Source organism: Erwinia endophytica, from assembly GCF_009295515.1.
GTDB classification, from domain to species: domain Bacteria; phylum Pseudomonadota; class Gammaproteobacteria; order Enterobacterales; family Enterobacteriaceae; genus Erwinia; species Erwinia endophytica.
The window spans coordinates 369525-384420 of record NZ_RQVV01000011.1 but is presented as its reverse complement, the minus strand read 5'-3'; the positions used below and the strand labels follow the sequence as shown (position 1 = coordinate 384420).

General features: G+C 51.4%; 16 protein-coding genes and 1 pseudogene. 1 reads left to right on the top strand and 16 read right to left on the bottom strand.

Translation table 11 applies throughout. The features are described 5' to 3' along the window. Positions 1-65: 65 nt before the first annotated feature. From EH228_RS04175 to EH228_RS04130, 10 genes are all read right to left on the bottom strand, one after another. Positions 66-902, bottom strand: coding sequence for a fimbrial biogenesis chaperone (locus tag EH228_RS04175; RefSeq protein ID WP_193323261.1), 837 nt, complete (start codon positions 900-902; stop codon positions 66-68). Positions 903-1380: 478 nt separating this feature from the next. Continuing rightward, on the bottom strand, positions 1381-2103 hold the full coding sequence (locus tag EH228_RS04170; RefSeq protein WP_152320408.1) for a fimbrial biogenesis chaperone: 723 nt from the start codon (positions 2101-2103) through the stop codon (positions 1381-1383). A 52-nt stretch (positions 2104-2155) separates the two neighbouring features. Continuing rightward, the gene (locus tag EH228_RS04165) at positions 2156-2893 is read right to left on the bottom strand and encodes a hypothetical protein (protein ID WP_152320407.1); all 738 of its coding nucleotides are present in this window, start codon (positions 2891-2893) and stop codon (positions 2156-2158) included. A gap of 14 nt (positions 2894-2907) precedes the next feature. Beyond that, on the bottom strand, positions 2908-3597 hold the full coding sequence (locus tag EH228_RS04160; RefSeq protein WP_152320406.1) for a fimbrial protein: 690 nt from the start codon (positions 3595-3597) through the stop codon (positions 2908-2910). A gap of 89 nt (positions 3598-3686) precedes the next feature. Beyond that, positions 3687-4397 carry a hypothetical protein gene (locus tag EH228_RS04155; protein WP_152320405.1) on the bottom strand — a complete coding sequence of 237 codons (711 nt, stop codon included), beginning with the start codon at positions 4395-4397 and terminating at the stop codon, positions 3687-3689. A gap of 8 nt (positions 4398-4405) precedes the next feature. Then, positions 4406-5050 (bottom strand): fimbrial protein, encoded by a 645-nt coding sequence (locus tag EH228_RS04150; RefSeq protein ID WP_152320404.1) that lies wholly within the window; start codon positions 5048-5050, stop codon positions 4406-4408. A gap of 44 nt (positions 5051-5094) precedes the next feature. Then, the gene (locus tag EH228_RS04145) at positions 5095-5850 is read right to left on the bottom strand and encodes a fimbrial biogenesis chaperone (RefSeq protein WP_193323260.1); all 756 of its coding nucleotides are present in this window, start codon (positions 5848-5850) and stop codon (positions 5095-5097) included. A gap of 25 nt (positions 5851-5875) precedes the next feature. Further along, the gene (locus EH228_RS04140; RefSeq protein WP_152320402.1) at positions 5876-6460 is read right to left on the bottom strand and encodes a hypothetical protein; all 585 of its coding nucleotides are present in this window, start codon (positions 6458-6460) and stop codon (positions 5876-5878) included. Between the two features lie 81 nt (positions 6461-6541). Then, positions 6542-7183 carry a fimbrial protein gene (locus EH228_RS04135; RefSeq protein WP_152320401.1) on the bottom strand — a complete coding sequence of 214 codons (642 nt, stop codon included), beginning with the start codon at positions 7181-7183 and terminating at the stop codon, positions 6542-6544. A 342-nt stretch (positions 7184-7525) separates the two neighbouring features. Beyond that, entirely contained in the window at positions 7526-8167 is a 642-nt protein-coding gene (locus EH228_RS04130) for a tyrosine-type DNA invertase (protein WP_152320400.1), read from the bottom strand. A gap of 222 nt (positions 8168-8389) precedes the next feature. Here EH228_RS04130 and EH228_RS20780 point away from each other — a divergent pair. Next, positions 8390-8545, top strand: a pseudogene (locus tag EH228_RS20780) (transposase); the annotation flags it as partial. A 266-nt stretch (positions 8546-8811) separates the two neighbouring features. Here the strand turns inward: EH228_RS20780 and EH228_RS04120 are convergent. The 6 genes from EH228_RS04120 to lpoB form a co-directional block, all read right to left on the bottom strand. Next, positions 8812-9351 (bottom strand): glycine zipper 2TM domain-containing protein, encoded by a 540-nt coding sequence (locus tag EH228_RS04120; protein ID WP_152320399.1) that lies wholly within the window; start codon positions 9349-9351, stop codon positions 8812-8814. Positions 9352-9665: 314 nt separating this feature from the next. After that, positions 9666-10970, bottom strand: a complete 1305-nt coding sequence (locus EH228_RS04115; RefSeq protein WP_152320398.1) for an NAD(P)/FAD-dependent oxidoreductase — start codon at positions 10968-10970, stop codon at positions 9666-9668. Positions 10971-11859: 889 nt separating this feature from the next. Continuing rightward, positions 11860-12402, bottom strand: coding sequence for an alpha/beta hydrolase YcfP (gene ycfP, locus EH228_RS04110; RefSeq protein WP_152320397.1), 543 nt, complete (start codon positions 12400-12402; stop codon positions 11860-11862). A gap of 24 nt (positions 12403-12426) precedes the next feature. Further along, positions 12427-13449, bottom strand: a complete 1023-nt coding sequence (gene nagZ, locus EH228_RS04105; RefSeq protein WP_152320396.1) for a beta-N-acetylhexosaminidase — start codon at positions 13447-13449, stop codon at positions 12427-12429. A gap of 12 nt (positions 13450-13461) precedes the next feature. Further along, positions 13462-14331 carry a thiamine kinase gene (gene thiK, locus EH228_RS04100; RefSeq protein WP_240116217.1) on the bottom strand — a complete coding sequence of 290 codons (870 nt, stop codon included), beginning with the start codon at positions 14329-14331 and terminating at the stop codon, positions 13462-13464. Continuing rightward, positions 14291-14890, bottom strand: coding sequence for a penicillin-binding protein activator LpoB (gene lpoB / locus EH228_RS04095; RefSeq protein WP_152320395.1), 600 nt, complete (start codon positions 14888-14890; stop codon positions 14291-14293). Before lpoB ends, thiK begins: the two co-directional genes overlap by 41 nt. Positions 14891-14896 lie beyond the last annotated feature (6 nt).

The following is a 14896-nucleotide window of genomic DNA, read 5'->3' as shown; positions in this document are numbered from 1 at the left end:
TCCGGTTTAAAGCCGATGGCAGACAACCAGCATTCCTGTGCCGGGTCGACGTAATGCCCTGGGGGCTAGCTGAGGGGCTGATGCTGTTCATCCGTGACAAGCCCAAATTCATCAATTAACTGCCACTTCACAATGCCGCCTCTGGCAGGAGCACCCGCCGGCATCGGATAGTCATATCCGCCCATCGGAGGGACCATTGCCCGGCGCGCTTCCGGCCCAACGGCCTTGCCGTCCACCGTCAGCACGCCAAAGGTGAGGTAGTACGGCGTCGGATTAGTGATGTGCAGATGGTTATCCGCAGTGCGGCTTACGCGAATACGGGGGGCCACATCACCGTCAAAAATCGCATGTGGCTTCAGGCCCTTCGGGCGGTAATAGAATTTGATAAAGCTCTGCAGCGCCATCGACATCGTGGCTGAACCGGCGGCACCGTCCGCAGATTGTGCCGGGGTGACGGGCGCTTCAGACGGGATAGCCTTAGAGGCCAGGAAGAAGAGCGACTCCCTGTCCGCCGGGAGGTTATTAGCCGGCGTCACGAGAATACGCAGCTGCATGGTGCTCCATGAATCCAGGCGCTTAAGGGGGGGCGTTACCAGAAACGGCACGGCGGTTTTTTTCTCACCGTCACGGGTCAGCGGATACCCCGTCAGGCCGTCGGCCGGCCAGATACGCGTCTGCACCAGGTACACGCTGTCCGAGTTGTTCATGGCGATGACCTGCCCGGTACTGGCGTCATCTGCCATCACCACCACGCGGGATGCGCCCAGGCCAAATCCCGGATAGCGAACCGGACCGGCAGGCTTCTGGCCCGCCAGGGCGGGCGATGCGCCCTGTGCCAGCAGCAGGCCCAGTACCAGCGACGTGGTGATGGCCTTACACCAGAATATGGAAGTTTTGGTCACGTTCATAATCCTGTTATCTGTTTGTCTGCTTTATATCTGTTACCCGAAGAAATACAGGCTGAGCGCATCCTTTTACGGATTTCAGGCAAAAGGAGAGCACACCACCTGCGTGGCGTATTTTTTAACTATCATGGCCCGCCATATACCGGCGCCGGGCAGATATAACAACGCGTTTATCCTGTTTACTGTTTTATCATCATCACCGCGCTGCTATGTTTTCCTTCATTTCTTTAATTCTTTTTTGTTTTTTGTTTTTTGTTTTTTGTTTTTGACTCCTGTTTATTTGATGTTCGTTTAACCGTTATTGCTTACCTGCCGGCATTGACTTATTTTCTTTTTTTCCACTTACTTTCTTTGTTCCTTTTATTTTTTCTTTTTCTCGTTTCTTTTAATTTTATTGCTGTTTTATTGTCTTAGCGGACGCACTGTTACCTCTGTCTTTCTGACATGACATGTACACGCAGGCTGTAAGTCGGACTTACTGCGTCACAGCCTGCGTTTTCACAAGCGTCGTTCCGCCATAGTCGTTCATCACCCGCCACGTAACACTGTGCGCCGGACCTTTTGCCGTGAACGTGATGTCCCCAAATGGAGCCACCATCGAAGGTGCCTGGTCGAGATTAATGTCCTCGCCATCAATACTCAGCTCAGCGAATGACTGATAGTACGGCGTTGGATTGGTCACCCTCAGCCCCTGTGGCGTGCGGCTAAAACGCAGTTCGTCGGGTGCCTTTTCCGGCGCAGGTTTTAATCCTGAAGGGCGCCAGAACAGCTTCATCACGGATCGCATGGACACCGAAAGCGTGGCAGACAGTTTACTGTCGACCGCCGCTGCCGTCGGCTGCTGCACTGACGGGATAACCAGACCGGTAAAGTAAAACACGGACTCCCTGTCTCGGGGCAGGGAGCCACCGCTGCTCATGATGCGCAGGGTGTTTTCAGCCTGCCCTTCAAGGCGGAACAGCGGCGGCGTCACAATAAAAGGAGCCTTTGTCCGCCTGTCCGGTTCCCCGGAAACCCCAGCCTGAACAAGATACACACTGTCACCGTGATTGGTTACCGTCAGGCTGACCGCACGCTCGGATGCCGGAAAAATAATACGGTTGCGTGAAAAACTGACGCCGCCGTTATCTTCCGCAATGGCGCTGCAGGTCATTATCAGTGCCAACATGCCGGCCAGTAGTCCTGCCATTCGCTTCATAGTTATCTCCCGGGTCCAGTGCACCTGCCGTGAAAGTGCACTGCCCTCTGATTCATTTATAAGTGGAGTTAAATGTCAGGGAGGCATTTAATGAGCCCGACCTGACGCTGGTCGACTGACAACCAAATGCACAGCTCACCGCGAGCCATACGGTAGCCGAGGCACCGTTGCCGGAGTTCCCGTTATTCACTCCCGCCCCACCCGTCAGGGCAATCACCGAGTTGGCTGCCGTGCCGCCCGGCAGCCCCCCACTGCTGTTATAAAGGTCCGCGGCAGACCAGGTCATTGCCTTCTTTTTTCCGACCAGAATTGCGTACTCTCTCGACGTTCCACCGGCATCGCCGGCATCGCGGAATAAATAGCCCAGGTCAGTCGTGGAGGGCACATCAGCCGACAGGGCATTGAAACCTGTCAGCGTCACGGTAGGCTTGACGTCATCCTTCCCGATAAAACATCCGCTGAGCTTCAGCGTAACCGCCGTGGAGTGAGTCGTATCAATGCACTCGCTACCTTTGCAGTCCCCGCCGCTCCCGCCGTTACTGGTCAGACCGCTCGGATCGGTGTCAGGGAGGGGAATGCTGTTCACCACTGTTCCGTTGGCCTGCTCCCCCTGCACAAACGTGATATCGCAGGAGGTTTGAATCATATTCGCCGTCATATTCAGCGTCTCTGGCCCGGTCGCGCCGGATGCAGCACTACATATCATCGCTGACAGTAATACGATCACATGCAGACTGAAGGCCTGCCCTCTGAAGGGCATTAAGACTGAGATGGTTGTTTTGCTTATCATGTCCCGCTCCCGCCTCAGTGATAAAGGAAGTTAAAAGTTACGGCACCATTAATACTGCCGGTGCGCAAATTGGGGTTAACATTACCGCCCTGACTGCAGGTGCTGCCACAGGTTACGGCAGCAGAAAGCGTCACAACCGTATCGCTGGTGACAGCCGTCCCTTTTCCCTTTCCGGGTATCGCGATGTATTTACGTGCATCTGACTCAGATGAGTTGATGTCCGGTACGGCATTGTTCGTCACCGGATTCGTCGCAGTATTGAAAATCACAAATCCGAACCCCGTCGATGAGGATTTGGCATTGTCAACAAACATAAAACTGCTGTTAACCGAATCCTCCGTCGCGGTGTCCGTTGCGCCGGTAATGGTCAGCATGGGCTGCGTTGCCGAAGAGGGACTCCCCCAGCACTGAGAGAGCTTCACGTAAAACGGCTTCAGGCTGATTTGGTTCCAGCTGTCGGTACTCTTCCAGGCATATTGCACATCATAGAAATTCAGCTGCCCGTCAGTGGCGTCTTGGTTACTCCCCACCGAAACAGAACAGGTACCCTGAATCACCGTATAGTTGAGCGTCAGGGTTACACTGTCCGCGGCATGCACCTGAGAAAAGGGCAACACGCACGTGCTCAGCAGGACAATAAGACTGCAGAGAATGCCCGGAGACCACCTCACCGAGCGTGAAGCGTGATTCGTTCTGGCTAACATTCTGCCTTCCTCTGTTAACATTTAACTTTCACTTCCAGTATTTAACTTTCACGGTATGTAACGAACCAGCCCCGGCCATCAGCACCGGCTTAGCGGTATGCAAATGAAAACGTCACCGGTGCGTACAACAGCCCGGTTTTCAGGGGGCCTCCGGTGGCCACGTTGCAGGCTGCCTTATCCCCGCAGGAGATACCCGTGTAAAGTGTGGCGCTCAGTTTTTGTGTCTGAGCATTATTTCCTGCTGTGATGGCATCCAGTTCGATTGTCCCGCCAGGTGCGATGTATTCACTTGCATTCCATGCCTGTAAATCCCCCCCCGTCCCCTTAACGAGGCTGATAATGGCACCCACACGCGGATCGATATCAGAGCGTCCATCACCTTTAAAGAGATAGCCCGCCGCGTCGGCACCAATCGCCGTGCCGTTTGCGGTGATGACCGGTATCGCACCGCTGACTGCCGAACCATGACACAACAACTTCAGCGTCACGGCCGTTCCCACTCCCCGCCCTGCTACCCCGCCCTCGTCACCCAGTTTATTCGCGTCAGAAAAGTCCACGTCGGATTCGAGTTCCAGGGCTCCCTCATCGGGGGTACCAGGGGCATCCTCGCCAGAGAACATCCTGACTTCACAGGTACCACTGGTGATACTGGCTGACACCGGAAGTGTAAAATTTTTTCCGTTATCCGCCTGACAGCTACCTGCCGCCAGAAGTCCGGGTAAACACCATAACCAACATAACCAACGTCGACCTGCACCCTGGCGCTGATAACCCGCTATCACTGTCATTTCTCGTTTCACCGCCCACCTCATCTGTAATTAAAGGTGAATGTCAGGGAGGCCGTGACCGGCGTTGTTGACGCTGTCGGCAGCGTGTCTGGCGACGCGGCGACAAAACCAATACCGTAATTAAGCAACACCCCCTCCTGGACTGTCGGATCCAGATCGTCATTACCGAAAGTGACATCGCCGTCCTTCACAGCTTCATCAATCGCAAAAAATGTGTCCAGAGGGCCATTCCATACCAGCACCTGGTTATGTGGTCCCTGTGCAACATCATTTTCGCGAAGCATAAAACCCGCATCGCCTGCCGAATTATCATTAAAAATATAGGGTTTATCCTTAAGCGTACTTCCGCTCACCTGTAACCCCACAGACCCTTTTTTGGGGTCCACATTTTCGCAGTTATGGACTTTAACGGTGATGTTACTGATAGCCGCCGTACCGTTATTATCCTGAAAGTCACGCGACAGGAAGACGCCCATCGCAATACTGGCAGGCGTGACAAGTTCAACATCGCAACTCATCTGCTGCAGATTTCCTTTGACCGTCAGCTTCGTTTCTGCCTGTGCGCCTGTCAGGAAACCGTTAACCATCAACGCCAGCAGTACCAGTATCCTCAGCGGTCCGGCATGTCGCCTGCTTTTTGCCATGGCGACGCTCATTCTTTTCATCTGATGCCCTCCACGGGACACTAATTCGTGTACACCTGACGTTATCAGTGCACCACCGTCTGACCTTTTACCGGCGCTCCCAGGTCATTAAGAGCCGTCCACTGAACCTCTTTTTTCTGTACACTGGCCGTGCCGTATACCTGACTGCTGAACGGAGCCAGCATGGCCTGGGCGTCTTTAGCCGGTGTCATGTATTTACCGTCAGCCGTTAACATGCTGAAACTGATGTAATACGGTGTCGGGTTTTCCAGCGCTATGCCTGCGGGCACCCGGTGAGCCCGCAGGGCATGCAGGGTGGTATCCGGGGGGACAGGAAGTCCTTTGGGACGCCAGAAGACCTTAATAATCGCCCCCTGCCCTATAACCATCCCGGCCTGCATCTTCCCCCTGTCCGGACTGAGCGGATTGGATGACGGAATACCTGATACATTGAGATACCTGACGCTTTCACGATCTCGCGGCAGACCGGCAGGATTGACCATTGTTAGACGCAACTGATTACGCGCCCCAGGATCAAGTCGAAATAGAGGAGGTGAAACAAGCAACTCAGGTGCACTGGTCTGCATGGACACATCTCTTGCCACACGGGCTTTAATCAACAAGAGATTGTCCTGAGGGCTGCTTATCACCTGGATAGTCGATATTTTGCCCTCTTCCATAATGACCCTCGTCCCCCCCAGAACAAATGCATGTGCCGGTACGGCAACAACACCTGCCAGAACTACAACGCTGGTAAATACCCCTTTAAGGCACACCACCATCCAGTCTGACCACCGGTATCTGTTATTTTTCCTGCTCATTCTTTCGTCCACGTAAGGTATTGCTTCATTCATAGACCACTGAAAAAACCAGCGGTATCATTAAATTCTTTCCAGGTTTCACCCTGCTGTGTTCCCAGGAGTAAATTTCAGGTTGCATGACCAGCTCATCTTCTCCGGCATGTCGCAGATGGTGCTTCTCAGGTGCCCGGTTAACTTCTATTTGATTATTATTCGGGCCTATCTGCAGGTATTTCAGGAAGCCTGAGGAGCGATAACGTAAACGCACACCCCATGCCAGGTCTTCATTCCGGTCGCCCCAGGCTTCTCCATGACCGCCTAAACCGACAGGACCGAGAACCATAAGCAATAAACGTCGGTTCAGGACCACTGGTGTCTTCTGACATCCCTTTCCACGCAGTGACAGAACCACCGGCGGGCTTTCCAGCATCGTCATGCTCTTCTGTTGAAAATCTTCAGGTGTAAATGGCGAAAAATGGAGCGAGGATGGGCTAATCATCGGCATGTCACAGGTTGGCGAACTGATGGACACCTTTAACATCACCGTGGTCGGCGCAGCCATCAACGCTGAATGCCCCATGGGCAACATAATCACTGCCGCGCACAACCTGATGATCTTTTTTTCCAGCATTTCTCAATCCTCTCACCTTCCGGTGTCATCCCTGACGTCCATCCCTGCCCTGTATATCCTGCCCTTCACACATTCAGGTGATTAGTTGTACACCACAGCGACTGAAACGGTGGTGTCGAGCGATGCATCGCCCACATCGGCCGCATTCCATGTAAAGAAGCGAGGAGTGACCGTTACGTTAGGCAGGTCGTTTTTAAGGTCCCCAGGCGTTGTAGCGGCTTTAGCCCTGTAGATATCTACAGTCGAATGACTCGGATCGAGAACACCCTTTGTCGCAGTGATATCGGATTTTGAAGCGTCATTTTGCCAGGTGAGCGACAGGTCAAAGCCCACCTTTTGGTCTGTCCCCGCATCACCGTAAGCTGTTTTTGAAGAGCCTGCTGCAGTCGGCCCCTGCCCCTGAAGCGAAACAGTACCATCCTGCGCAACCGAATCGCCTGCGCAGTCTGCAAATGAAATTGTAAACGGTTTAGAAAACTCAAAAGGAGAAGTTTTTACTTTGCCAGTCAGATCGGCCGGAACAAACGTGCCAAAATCAGCGACAACAGTAGACACTCCCTGGGTATCATTAACCACAACGTTACAGGTGGTTTTCGCCACGGTTGCCTTCATCTCCACACTTGCAGCCGATTTACCCGGATCGGCGTGGGCTGCACTCATGCCCCCCATCATTCCCATCACCGTAACTGCCATAGCCGTCATATTAAGAATTTGCTTTTTCATACTTTTGTCTCATTACGTTTTTTTTCATTTGCCCCCCCAGGAAGGAGGACGTAACCGGCCCTTCAGACGCGTCGAAGAGTTGCCAATTAGGACCATTTTGACAAGCATTGGGACATATCAGAGTTTTTAACCTAAAATTTTCATTTTTTAGGTTAAATAAACCAAAATTATAAAATATTATGGAATTATTTACTTCACAAAAGGAAAATGAACACCATGGGAACAGAATTTTTGGAAGCTATTGTGGGGATTGAAATACTGTAGAAGATTGAAAAAAAACAGTAGGTTAGTAAGATGGGGGCGTTTTTATCTATATTTTACAAATGGTTATATTTTTTGGGATTAATCCAATTTTAAATTGGATCTTTTTGAAAAGATGAATATAATAGCTTTACAGTTTGGTCCTAATTGTCTACTTTTTTGTTTAATTTTTGAACCCCACACGCCCTCGAAACGTTCCGCATTACTGGCCGTATAGCGCACTGTATGGCGGATATTACGGTGCCCCAGATAGTCCTGGATCAGCCTGGTATCCACTCCCCGGTCGGCCAGCGCAAAACCACAGGCATGGCGCAACATATGCGGATGCGAAACTACAGAAATATTGGCTAATTTACCCAGTTTACTAATAATCTGATAAATCCGTTGCCGGGTCAATGGGCCGCCATAGCGGGATAAAAACAGCCAGTCACTCTCCGCGCCTGCCATGTTCTGGCGCACCTTCAGCCAGGCCCGGATCGCTTTAACTTCATTGCCCAGTAACGGATGATTGGTGCTGAAACCGTTCTTCAGTCGCTGAACATGCAGATTCCCCCCCTTTAGATCCAGATCAGAAAGACGCAACTGGCAGGCCTCACTGACCCGAAACCCGTGAATGAAACTCATATAGATCAAACAGTAATTCCGTTCAGGATTGCCCCCCTGACGGGCACATACCAGTAAACTTTGTACTTCGCTTTGCGTTAAATGTTTTCGCTGTCCCATAGTGGTTTCCGGTGTTAAAACGTTAAACAGGTAAAATATGAAAAATACATAAACACCCAGGTGTTTCATCCCGCATATAAAATTTTGGCCAATACAAATCTTAATCCTCTTTATTAAGAATGCCTGCCCCCAGTTTCTAATGGGAGCGTAATGTGCCAGTTGTGCTTCAACAGGGTGAAAATGACCCAGCCATCCAGTCTCCAGCCATAGTTTTCCATGTTCCTGGACATCAATATCGACGGTCAGAAAAAACAGCAAGGATATGTCTGGCCGAAAATGAAGGCGTAAAGTTCTGGCTGAACGTGCTGACAGAGATGAAAAACCGACATCCTCATCACCGGTGTGGACGGGCTGAAAAGTTTCCCCGCAGCCATCAACATTGAATCACTGAACAGCGTAATCTGACCAGCGGTCAAAAAACAGAAGAGGTTCCCGAACGAGTGAAAAAAGTGATGAGGCTGACGCTCCAGACTCAGCATGGAAATAGACAATGCCGATGAAGACTGACGCATGGCGATGAGCCGTTTTATTATCGAATGTAGTGACCGCCGGGACGGTCACTTTAGAGACAAGACATCCACCCAGAATCATATGCCAGGGGTTTTTTGGCCCCTGACCAGCATGACGTTGTGCCTGGTAGCCTCTCAGGCCTGATTATTCAGCACCAGTTGACCGTTGTGATCCAGTGGAATACGCGTACCGGGATCATTATTCATGCGGACTTTGCCCTGCTGGTCACCGATTTTATAAGTCACGTCATAACCCAGCATTTTTTCCTGCTTGTCGTAAACGGTTTGACAGCGTTGCTCAGTGGACGTGTAAGTGTCACTGTTTTGCAACGCGCCCTGCACCTGGTTACCGCCGTATCCCCCCGCCAGCGCGCCAGCTATGGTTGCCACACTGCGGCCCCGACCACCACCAATCTGGTGTCCCAGCACACCACCCGCCACCGCCCCCAGGACAGACCCCGCAATACGGTTTTCATCCTGCACCGGACGACGATGAGTCACCGTGATGTTACGACATTCCTGACGCGGATTTTTGAGCGTTTCTTTAATCGGTGTGACTGACAGAACCTGTGCATACTGCGGACTGCGATCAAAGACATTCATACTCGCTACAGCAGCAACACCCAAAGCGGCTGCCACGCCAATTCCAATACCCGCCAACATTGATTTATTCACAGGACGTCCTCCTGAAATTGAACTTGTTACCGCGCATTTTAACCTCTGCCGGGCTCCCGTAGCGGAGGCATCTTACCTGGCGTGCGCGACGCGCCATGGTGGTGTTGCGTTAAATTTTGCGGATCAGGGTTCATCGTGACAATAAGACAACAGGACGAAATAGCGATAACTCACCATAAGAAAAAGCTTTTAAGAGTCTTCTTAATTGCAAGAGTGAGACGGCGGGTAAAAAGAAAAGCTTATGATGTCAGCGACACCATAAGCCTGTGAGAATCACCGTTTCAGCAATATGCTTCGACGAAATAGATTTAATGTTAGTGCAGCTTAAGCCCTGGACGGATAACACGGTTAATGCTGCCCACCAGCATCATCAGGCCGGTTTTGAAATATCCATGTAAAGCGACCTGGTGCATGCGATACAGTGAGATATAAACGAAGCGGGCGATACGGCCTTCCACCATCATTGAACCCCGCATCAGGTTGCCCATCAAACTGCCCACGGTACTAAAACGGGAGAGTGATACCAGCGAGCCGTAATCTTTGTAGACATAGTCTTTCAGCTTTTGCCCTTTCATCCCGGCCAGGATGTTGTGCAGCACCAACGAGGCCATCTGATGGGCCGACTGGGCGCGTGGCGGTACAAACCCACCTGAAGGAAGCGCGCAGGAAGCACAATCGCCAATAGCATAGATATCCGCATCACGCGTGGTCTGCAGTGTCGGCTCAACCATCAATTGATTGATACGGTTGGTTTCCAGGCCGCCAATCTCTTTCATAAAGTCCGGCGCCTTAATTCCGGCAGCCCAGACCATCAACTCAGCATTGATAAACTCACCAGACTTGGTGTGTAAACCGTTTTCATCCGCGCTGGTCACCATCGTCTGAGTCAGCACACGGACGCCCAGCTTGGTGAGTTCCTGATGTGCCGCGGTAGAAATGCGCGGCGGCAGCGCAGGCAGGATTCGCTCTCCCGCTTCCACCAGGGTGACATTCAGCGCCAAATTATCCAGACCTTTGTAACCATAACTGTGTAGTTGTTTTACCGCGTTATGCAGCTCGGCAGAGAGCTCAACCCCGGTAGCGCCCCCCCCAACAATAGCGATATTCACTTTTCCCTGGGGGTCAGCATTGGCTGAAAACTTCAGGAACAGGTTAAGCATTTCATTGTGGAAACGACGGGCCTGATGGGGATTGTCGAGGAAAATACAGTGGTCCTTCACGCCCGGCGTACCGAAGTCGTTAGAGGTACTGCCTAACGCCATCACTAACGTGTCGTACGCCAGCTCGCGCTCAGGCACCAGCAGCTCGCCTTGTGCGTCGCGAATTTCAGCCAGTTGTAACCTTTTCTCTTCACGATTGATATCAGTCAGCGTACCCAGCTGGAACTGGAAGTGATGATTACGGGCGTGAGCCAGATAACTCAGGGCATCGATCCCTTCGTCCAGCGATCCGGTTGCTACCTCATGTAGCAGCGGTTTCCACAGGTGGGTAGAATCGCGATCCACCAGGATGATTTCCGCTTTCTTCTTACGTCCCAATTTATGACCCAATTGAGTCGCCAGCTCCAGTCCACCAGCTCCCCCACCAACAATAACAATCTTCTTCATTTGCGTAGTCAAATGACCCCCTTAAAATGTGAATTAATCGTTAATTTAAAGTTAAAAAACATCCTTAATTAACATAGGGTTGGCGAGTTAATTCGCTATCAGCTGGCAGAATACCACGCCGGAAATCATCAGTCCTGTTAAAAGTGATCTGAATCAACGTTCTTCAGCGTCCTGATTCACTGTCAGTTATTCATTCTCTACAGCGTGTAATTGCCCCTCATTTACTGGCCTGACTCAACTGAAAAAGTAGAAATTTGCAGGGCGCGACAACGCGTCCCTCACTGCACCCGCTCACTCTCTGCGCCACAGGCCAGGCAGGGACGCACTGACTGCGTTCAGCCATATTAACGGGAAAAATCATTCAATATAAAATCAATATCAGAATTAAAATCAGTAAAATAATATCAAGACAGAGAGATATATTTACTATTATTATCTCAGTAAAAGACATATTCCTCGTCAGAATTATCACCCTGCCCCTCCTTAATATCCCTTCATCTTCACCACCCTAAAAACCCCCTTAATGTTATATCCTTACCATTCGTATAAATAACATCATCATTATAAAACTTATAAATAACCTGTTCGGATACCATGCATTCTCTCAATTTTCTTATTTACTCCACTGCCATCCTGTCAAAAAGGCTTTCAGAAAAGACCTGGTTCTGGGGATTTATGGTGGTGTCTACAATTTATATCGGAGGTATTTAAAAAACTCATTCATGAATAAAAAAACAACCCACACTATTCACCTGGGTCGTTATGACGATCACTATGTGAGTGCGCTTCAATCAGTATCTGACCTTCATGCACAATCGCCACATGACCCAGGCAGACTTCCCGCTATTTCACCGCGACCCGGGTCATTCGGATTGAGCGCAGGCCGATATAATCAGCCCGCTTATCCCAGCGTTTTGAACGCTTTAATACGTTGAAGATGAGAAGAAATATTCTTAAACTTATGCCCCTCTACCTCATCCCAGACAATCTCATAGAATGGGTCCAGCGCCGCAACCGAACGCTGAACATCCAACATTTCATCATGGCGCGAGAGAATAACCAGGCAGCGATCACGGTTTTTATCACGAAAATGACTGACACACTTGGTGGCGATATCGACATACTCTTCCGGGCGGTCAATCTTGCCAGGCATATTCTCTTCCGGCCAAAGATTAGGATTGAAAATCACCTGGCGAATATCACTCAGAAAACCAATCCGCTCCGCCCAAAAGCCCCCCAGACCAACGCCACAAATCAGCGGACACTCATCATGGGTACTGCGCAAGAGTTTATCCGTCTCATTAAGCAAGTACTGCATATCGTGTTTCGGGTGTAAGGTACTATAGCTGAGCAACCGCACATCCGGGTCGATAAACTGCAACTGGAGCACCTTTTCGTGATTACCCGGACTGGTTGAATCAAAACCATGCAGATAGATGATCATCGCTATCCTCTCAGTTGATCGCCGTCAACGGCCTTTATGCTCCAGCCAGCGTGTCTGCAACCCAGTCAACGCCTGGTTGGCTTCTTTCCAGCGTGAAGATGCAAGCAGTTGCTGGCGGGTAAATGTACCTTGATGATACAACCGGGTCACTCGCTCAGCATTGATCGGTGACAGATTATCCAGCACGCTTATCGCTCCCTGGCGATTATTACAGACCAGGATCATATCGCAGCCTGCGTCCAGCGAGGCCTGACCACGCTCAGCGTAGCTCCCCATTATCGCCGCGCCTTCCATCGACAAGTCATCCGAAAAAATGACCCCGTCGAAGCCCAGCTCATTGCGCAGCACCGTTTTCAGCCAGTAAGATGAACCGCTAGCCGGTCTGGCATCCATTTCAGTATAGATAACGTGTGCGGGCATAATGGCATCCAGCGCATTTTCATTAATCAATTGCTGAAAAATGTGCATATCATGCTGGCGAATGTCAGCCTCACTCCGGTTATCACGTGGGGTCTCTTTATGCGAATCCGCACTGACCGCGCCATGTCCGGGAAAATGTTTACCGGTCGTTTTCATTCCAGCCTGATGCATACCGTTAATAAAATGGCGGGCCATTTGCAACGCGATGGCAGGATCTTCATGGAAGCTGCGTTCACCGATAGCCGCGCTGCCATGGCCAATATCCAGCACAGGCGCAAAGCTGATATCAATATCCATGCTGATCATTTCAGCCGCCATGACCCACCCTGCCTGATGGGCCAGTACACCAGCTTCAGCGGCGCTGTTCAGCGCGAAAAAAGACTGCATAGCTGGCAAGCGGGTAAAACCCTCCCGGAAACGCTGTACGCGTCCTCCTTCCTGATCGACCGCCACGACCAGCCGGTGTCGCGAGGCCACACGAATTTGTCGCACCAATTCGGCAAGTTGCTCTGGATCGTGATAATTGCGGGTAAACAGGATCAAACCGCCCACCAGCGGGTGCTGCAAAATTTCACGTTCTTCCGCATCCAGCTCGTAGCCGAGCACGTCTAACATTACCGGTCCCACACTTGCCTCTCTTTATTCTGATAACACCCGCTGCCAGGCTTGTTCTGCCAACGTGTAAAATAGCACTTCCCCCCCTCGCTGCCAGCGCAATTCATACCAATTGGCGATCAACAGCTTCAGCCATGGCCGCCAGCGCAACATTTGCCGCTTCAGCAGCATGGCGTCCAGTTTCTGCAACGTGGCGTAATACTCAATCATCTGTTGCTGCTGCGTATCGTTAAGATGATTACCGAGTACGATTGCCGCCAACTCCAGCGCCACATCGCCGTCACTGGCATATTCCCAGTCAATCAGCGTTAAACCATCCTGACCGCGGATAATATTGCCTGGATGAATATCCATATGCAGCAAGGACAACCGCAAAGGCTGAGGTTCTCCTTGCTGCTGTAACCGACGCAACGCGCGCAACCAACGGCAACGCCGCCTTTCCGGCCGGCTAATTTGCCAGTATTGCTCCAATAATCGCAACAATCGCAGACGGTAGCCACTCAACTTCTGTCGGTGTAATTGCGCCACTCGCGCCGTTACCGACAACAGTTCCTGCAAAAAAGCGGCCTCCGAAAAACATTCTCCCGCTTGCCAACGCAGCAGCAGCCAGTTATCAGCGTAACCAATAGCCTCTGGTGCCAGGTCGGTGACGGAAAGCTTACGCAGAATGTGGTATTCACGACGACGATCCACTCCCGGGATGGGAGCCTGTGGTTGCTGATAACGGGCAAGCAATGTTGCCTCTCCCAGCTCTATTTTTCGGCTTAGTCCGGTCAGACCATCCAACGGACAAAAACCAGCAGTGATTTTCACTGCCGGAAAGTGTCGGGCGATTAAACGGCTTAGCTGAGGATCAGTGCTGTACGGCACCGTTACCTGACCAAATGATCTCACCAGTCTGCACCAGCATCAGCTGCATCTGTAATGTCGGGGACTTAATATCACCTTCAACATTGCTGTACAGCACATACTGAGCGCCAACATAACGAGCCAGGCCGACCGCTTTACTGCGCGATCCCAGACTATCTTCAGCCGATAGCCCCAAAGCCTGCTTCGCCGTCGCCAGTTGACCAGGCGGCACGACTTTAAATTGCGTATTGTTCTGCAACGCCTTGTGCAGGGCAGCCGTCGCTTTCGATCTTTGCAGGCTACCATTGGTGCTGTTTTTCACCCCATCCACCAACAGAACACTGCCAGCGGCGATACCATCAGTTTGTAACATCTGTGTCACCAACGGAGTGACACTGGCGTCCCAGTTAATGGATTGCATTTTAGGCGGCTGCGGCACGGTCTCGCTCGGCTGCGGCTGCGCTGGCGGTGGAACCGGCTGAGTCGGCTGAGCCGGTTCCACCGGAGCGGGTTGCTGGTGTTGCTGCTGTGATTCACTGATACATCCACTGAGAAGCAACGCCAGTGATATGATGCCAGAGAGCTTTGTTACCTTCCTTTCCACACCATA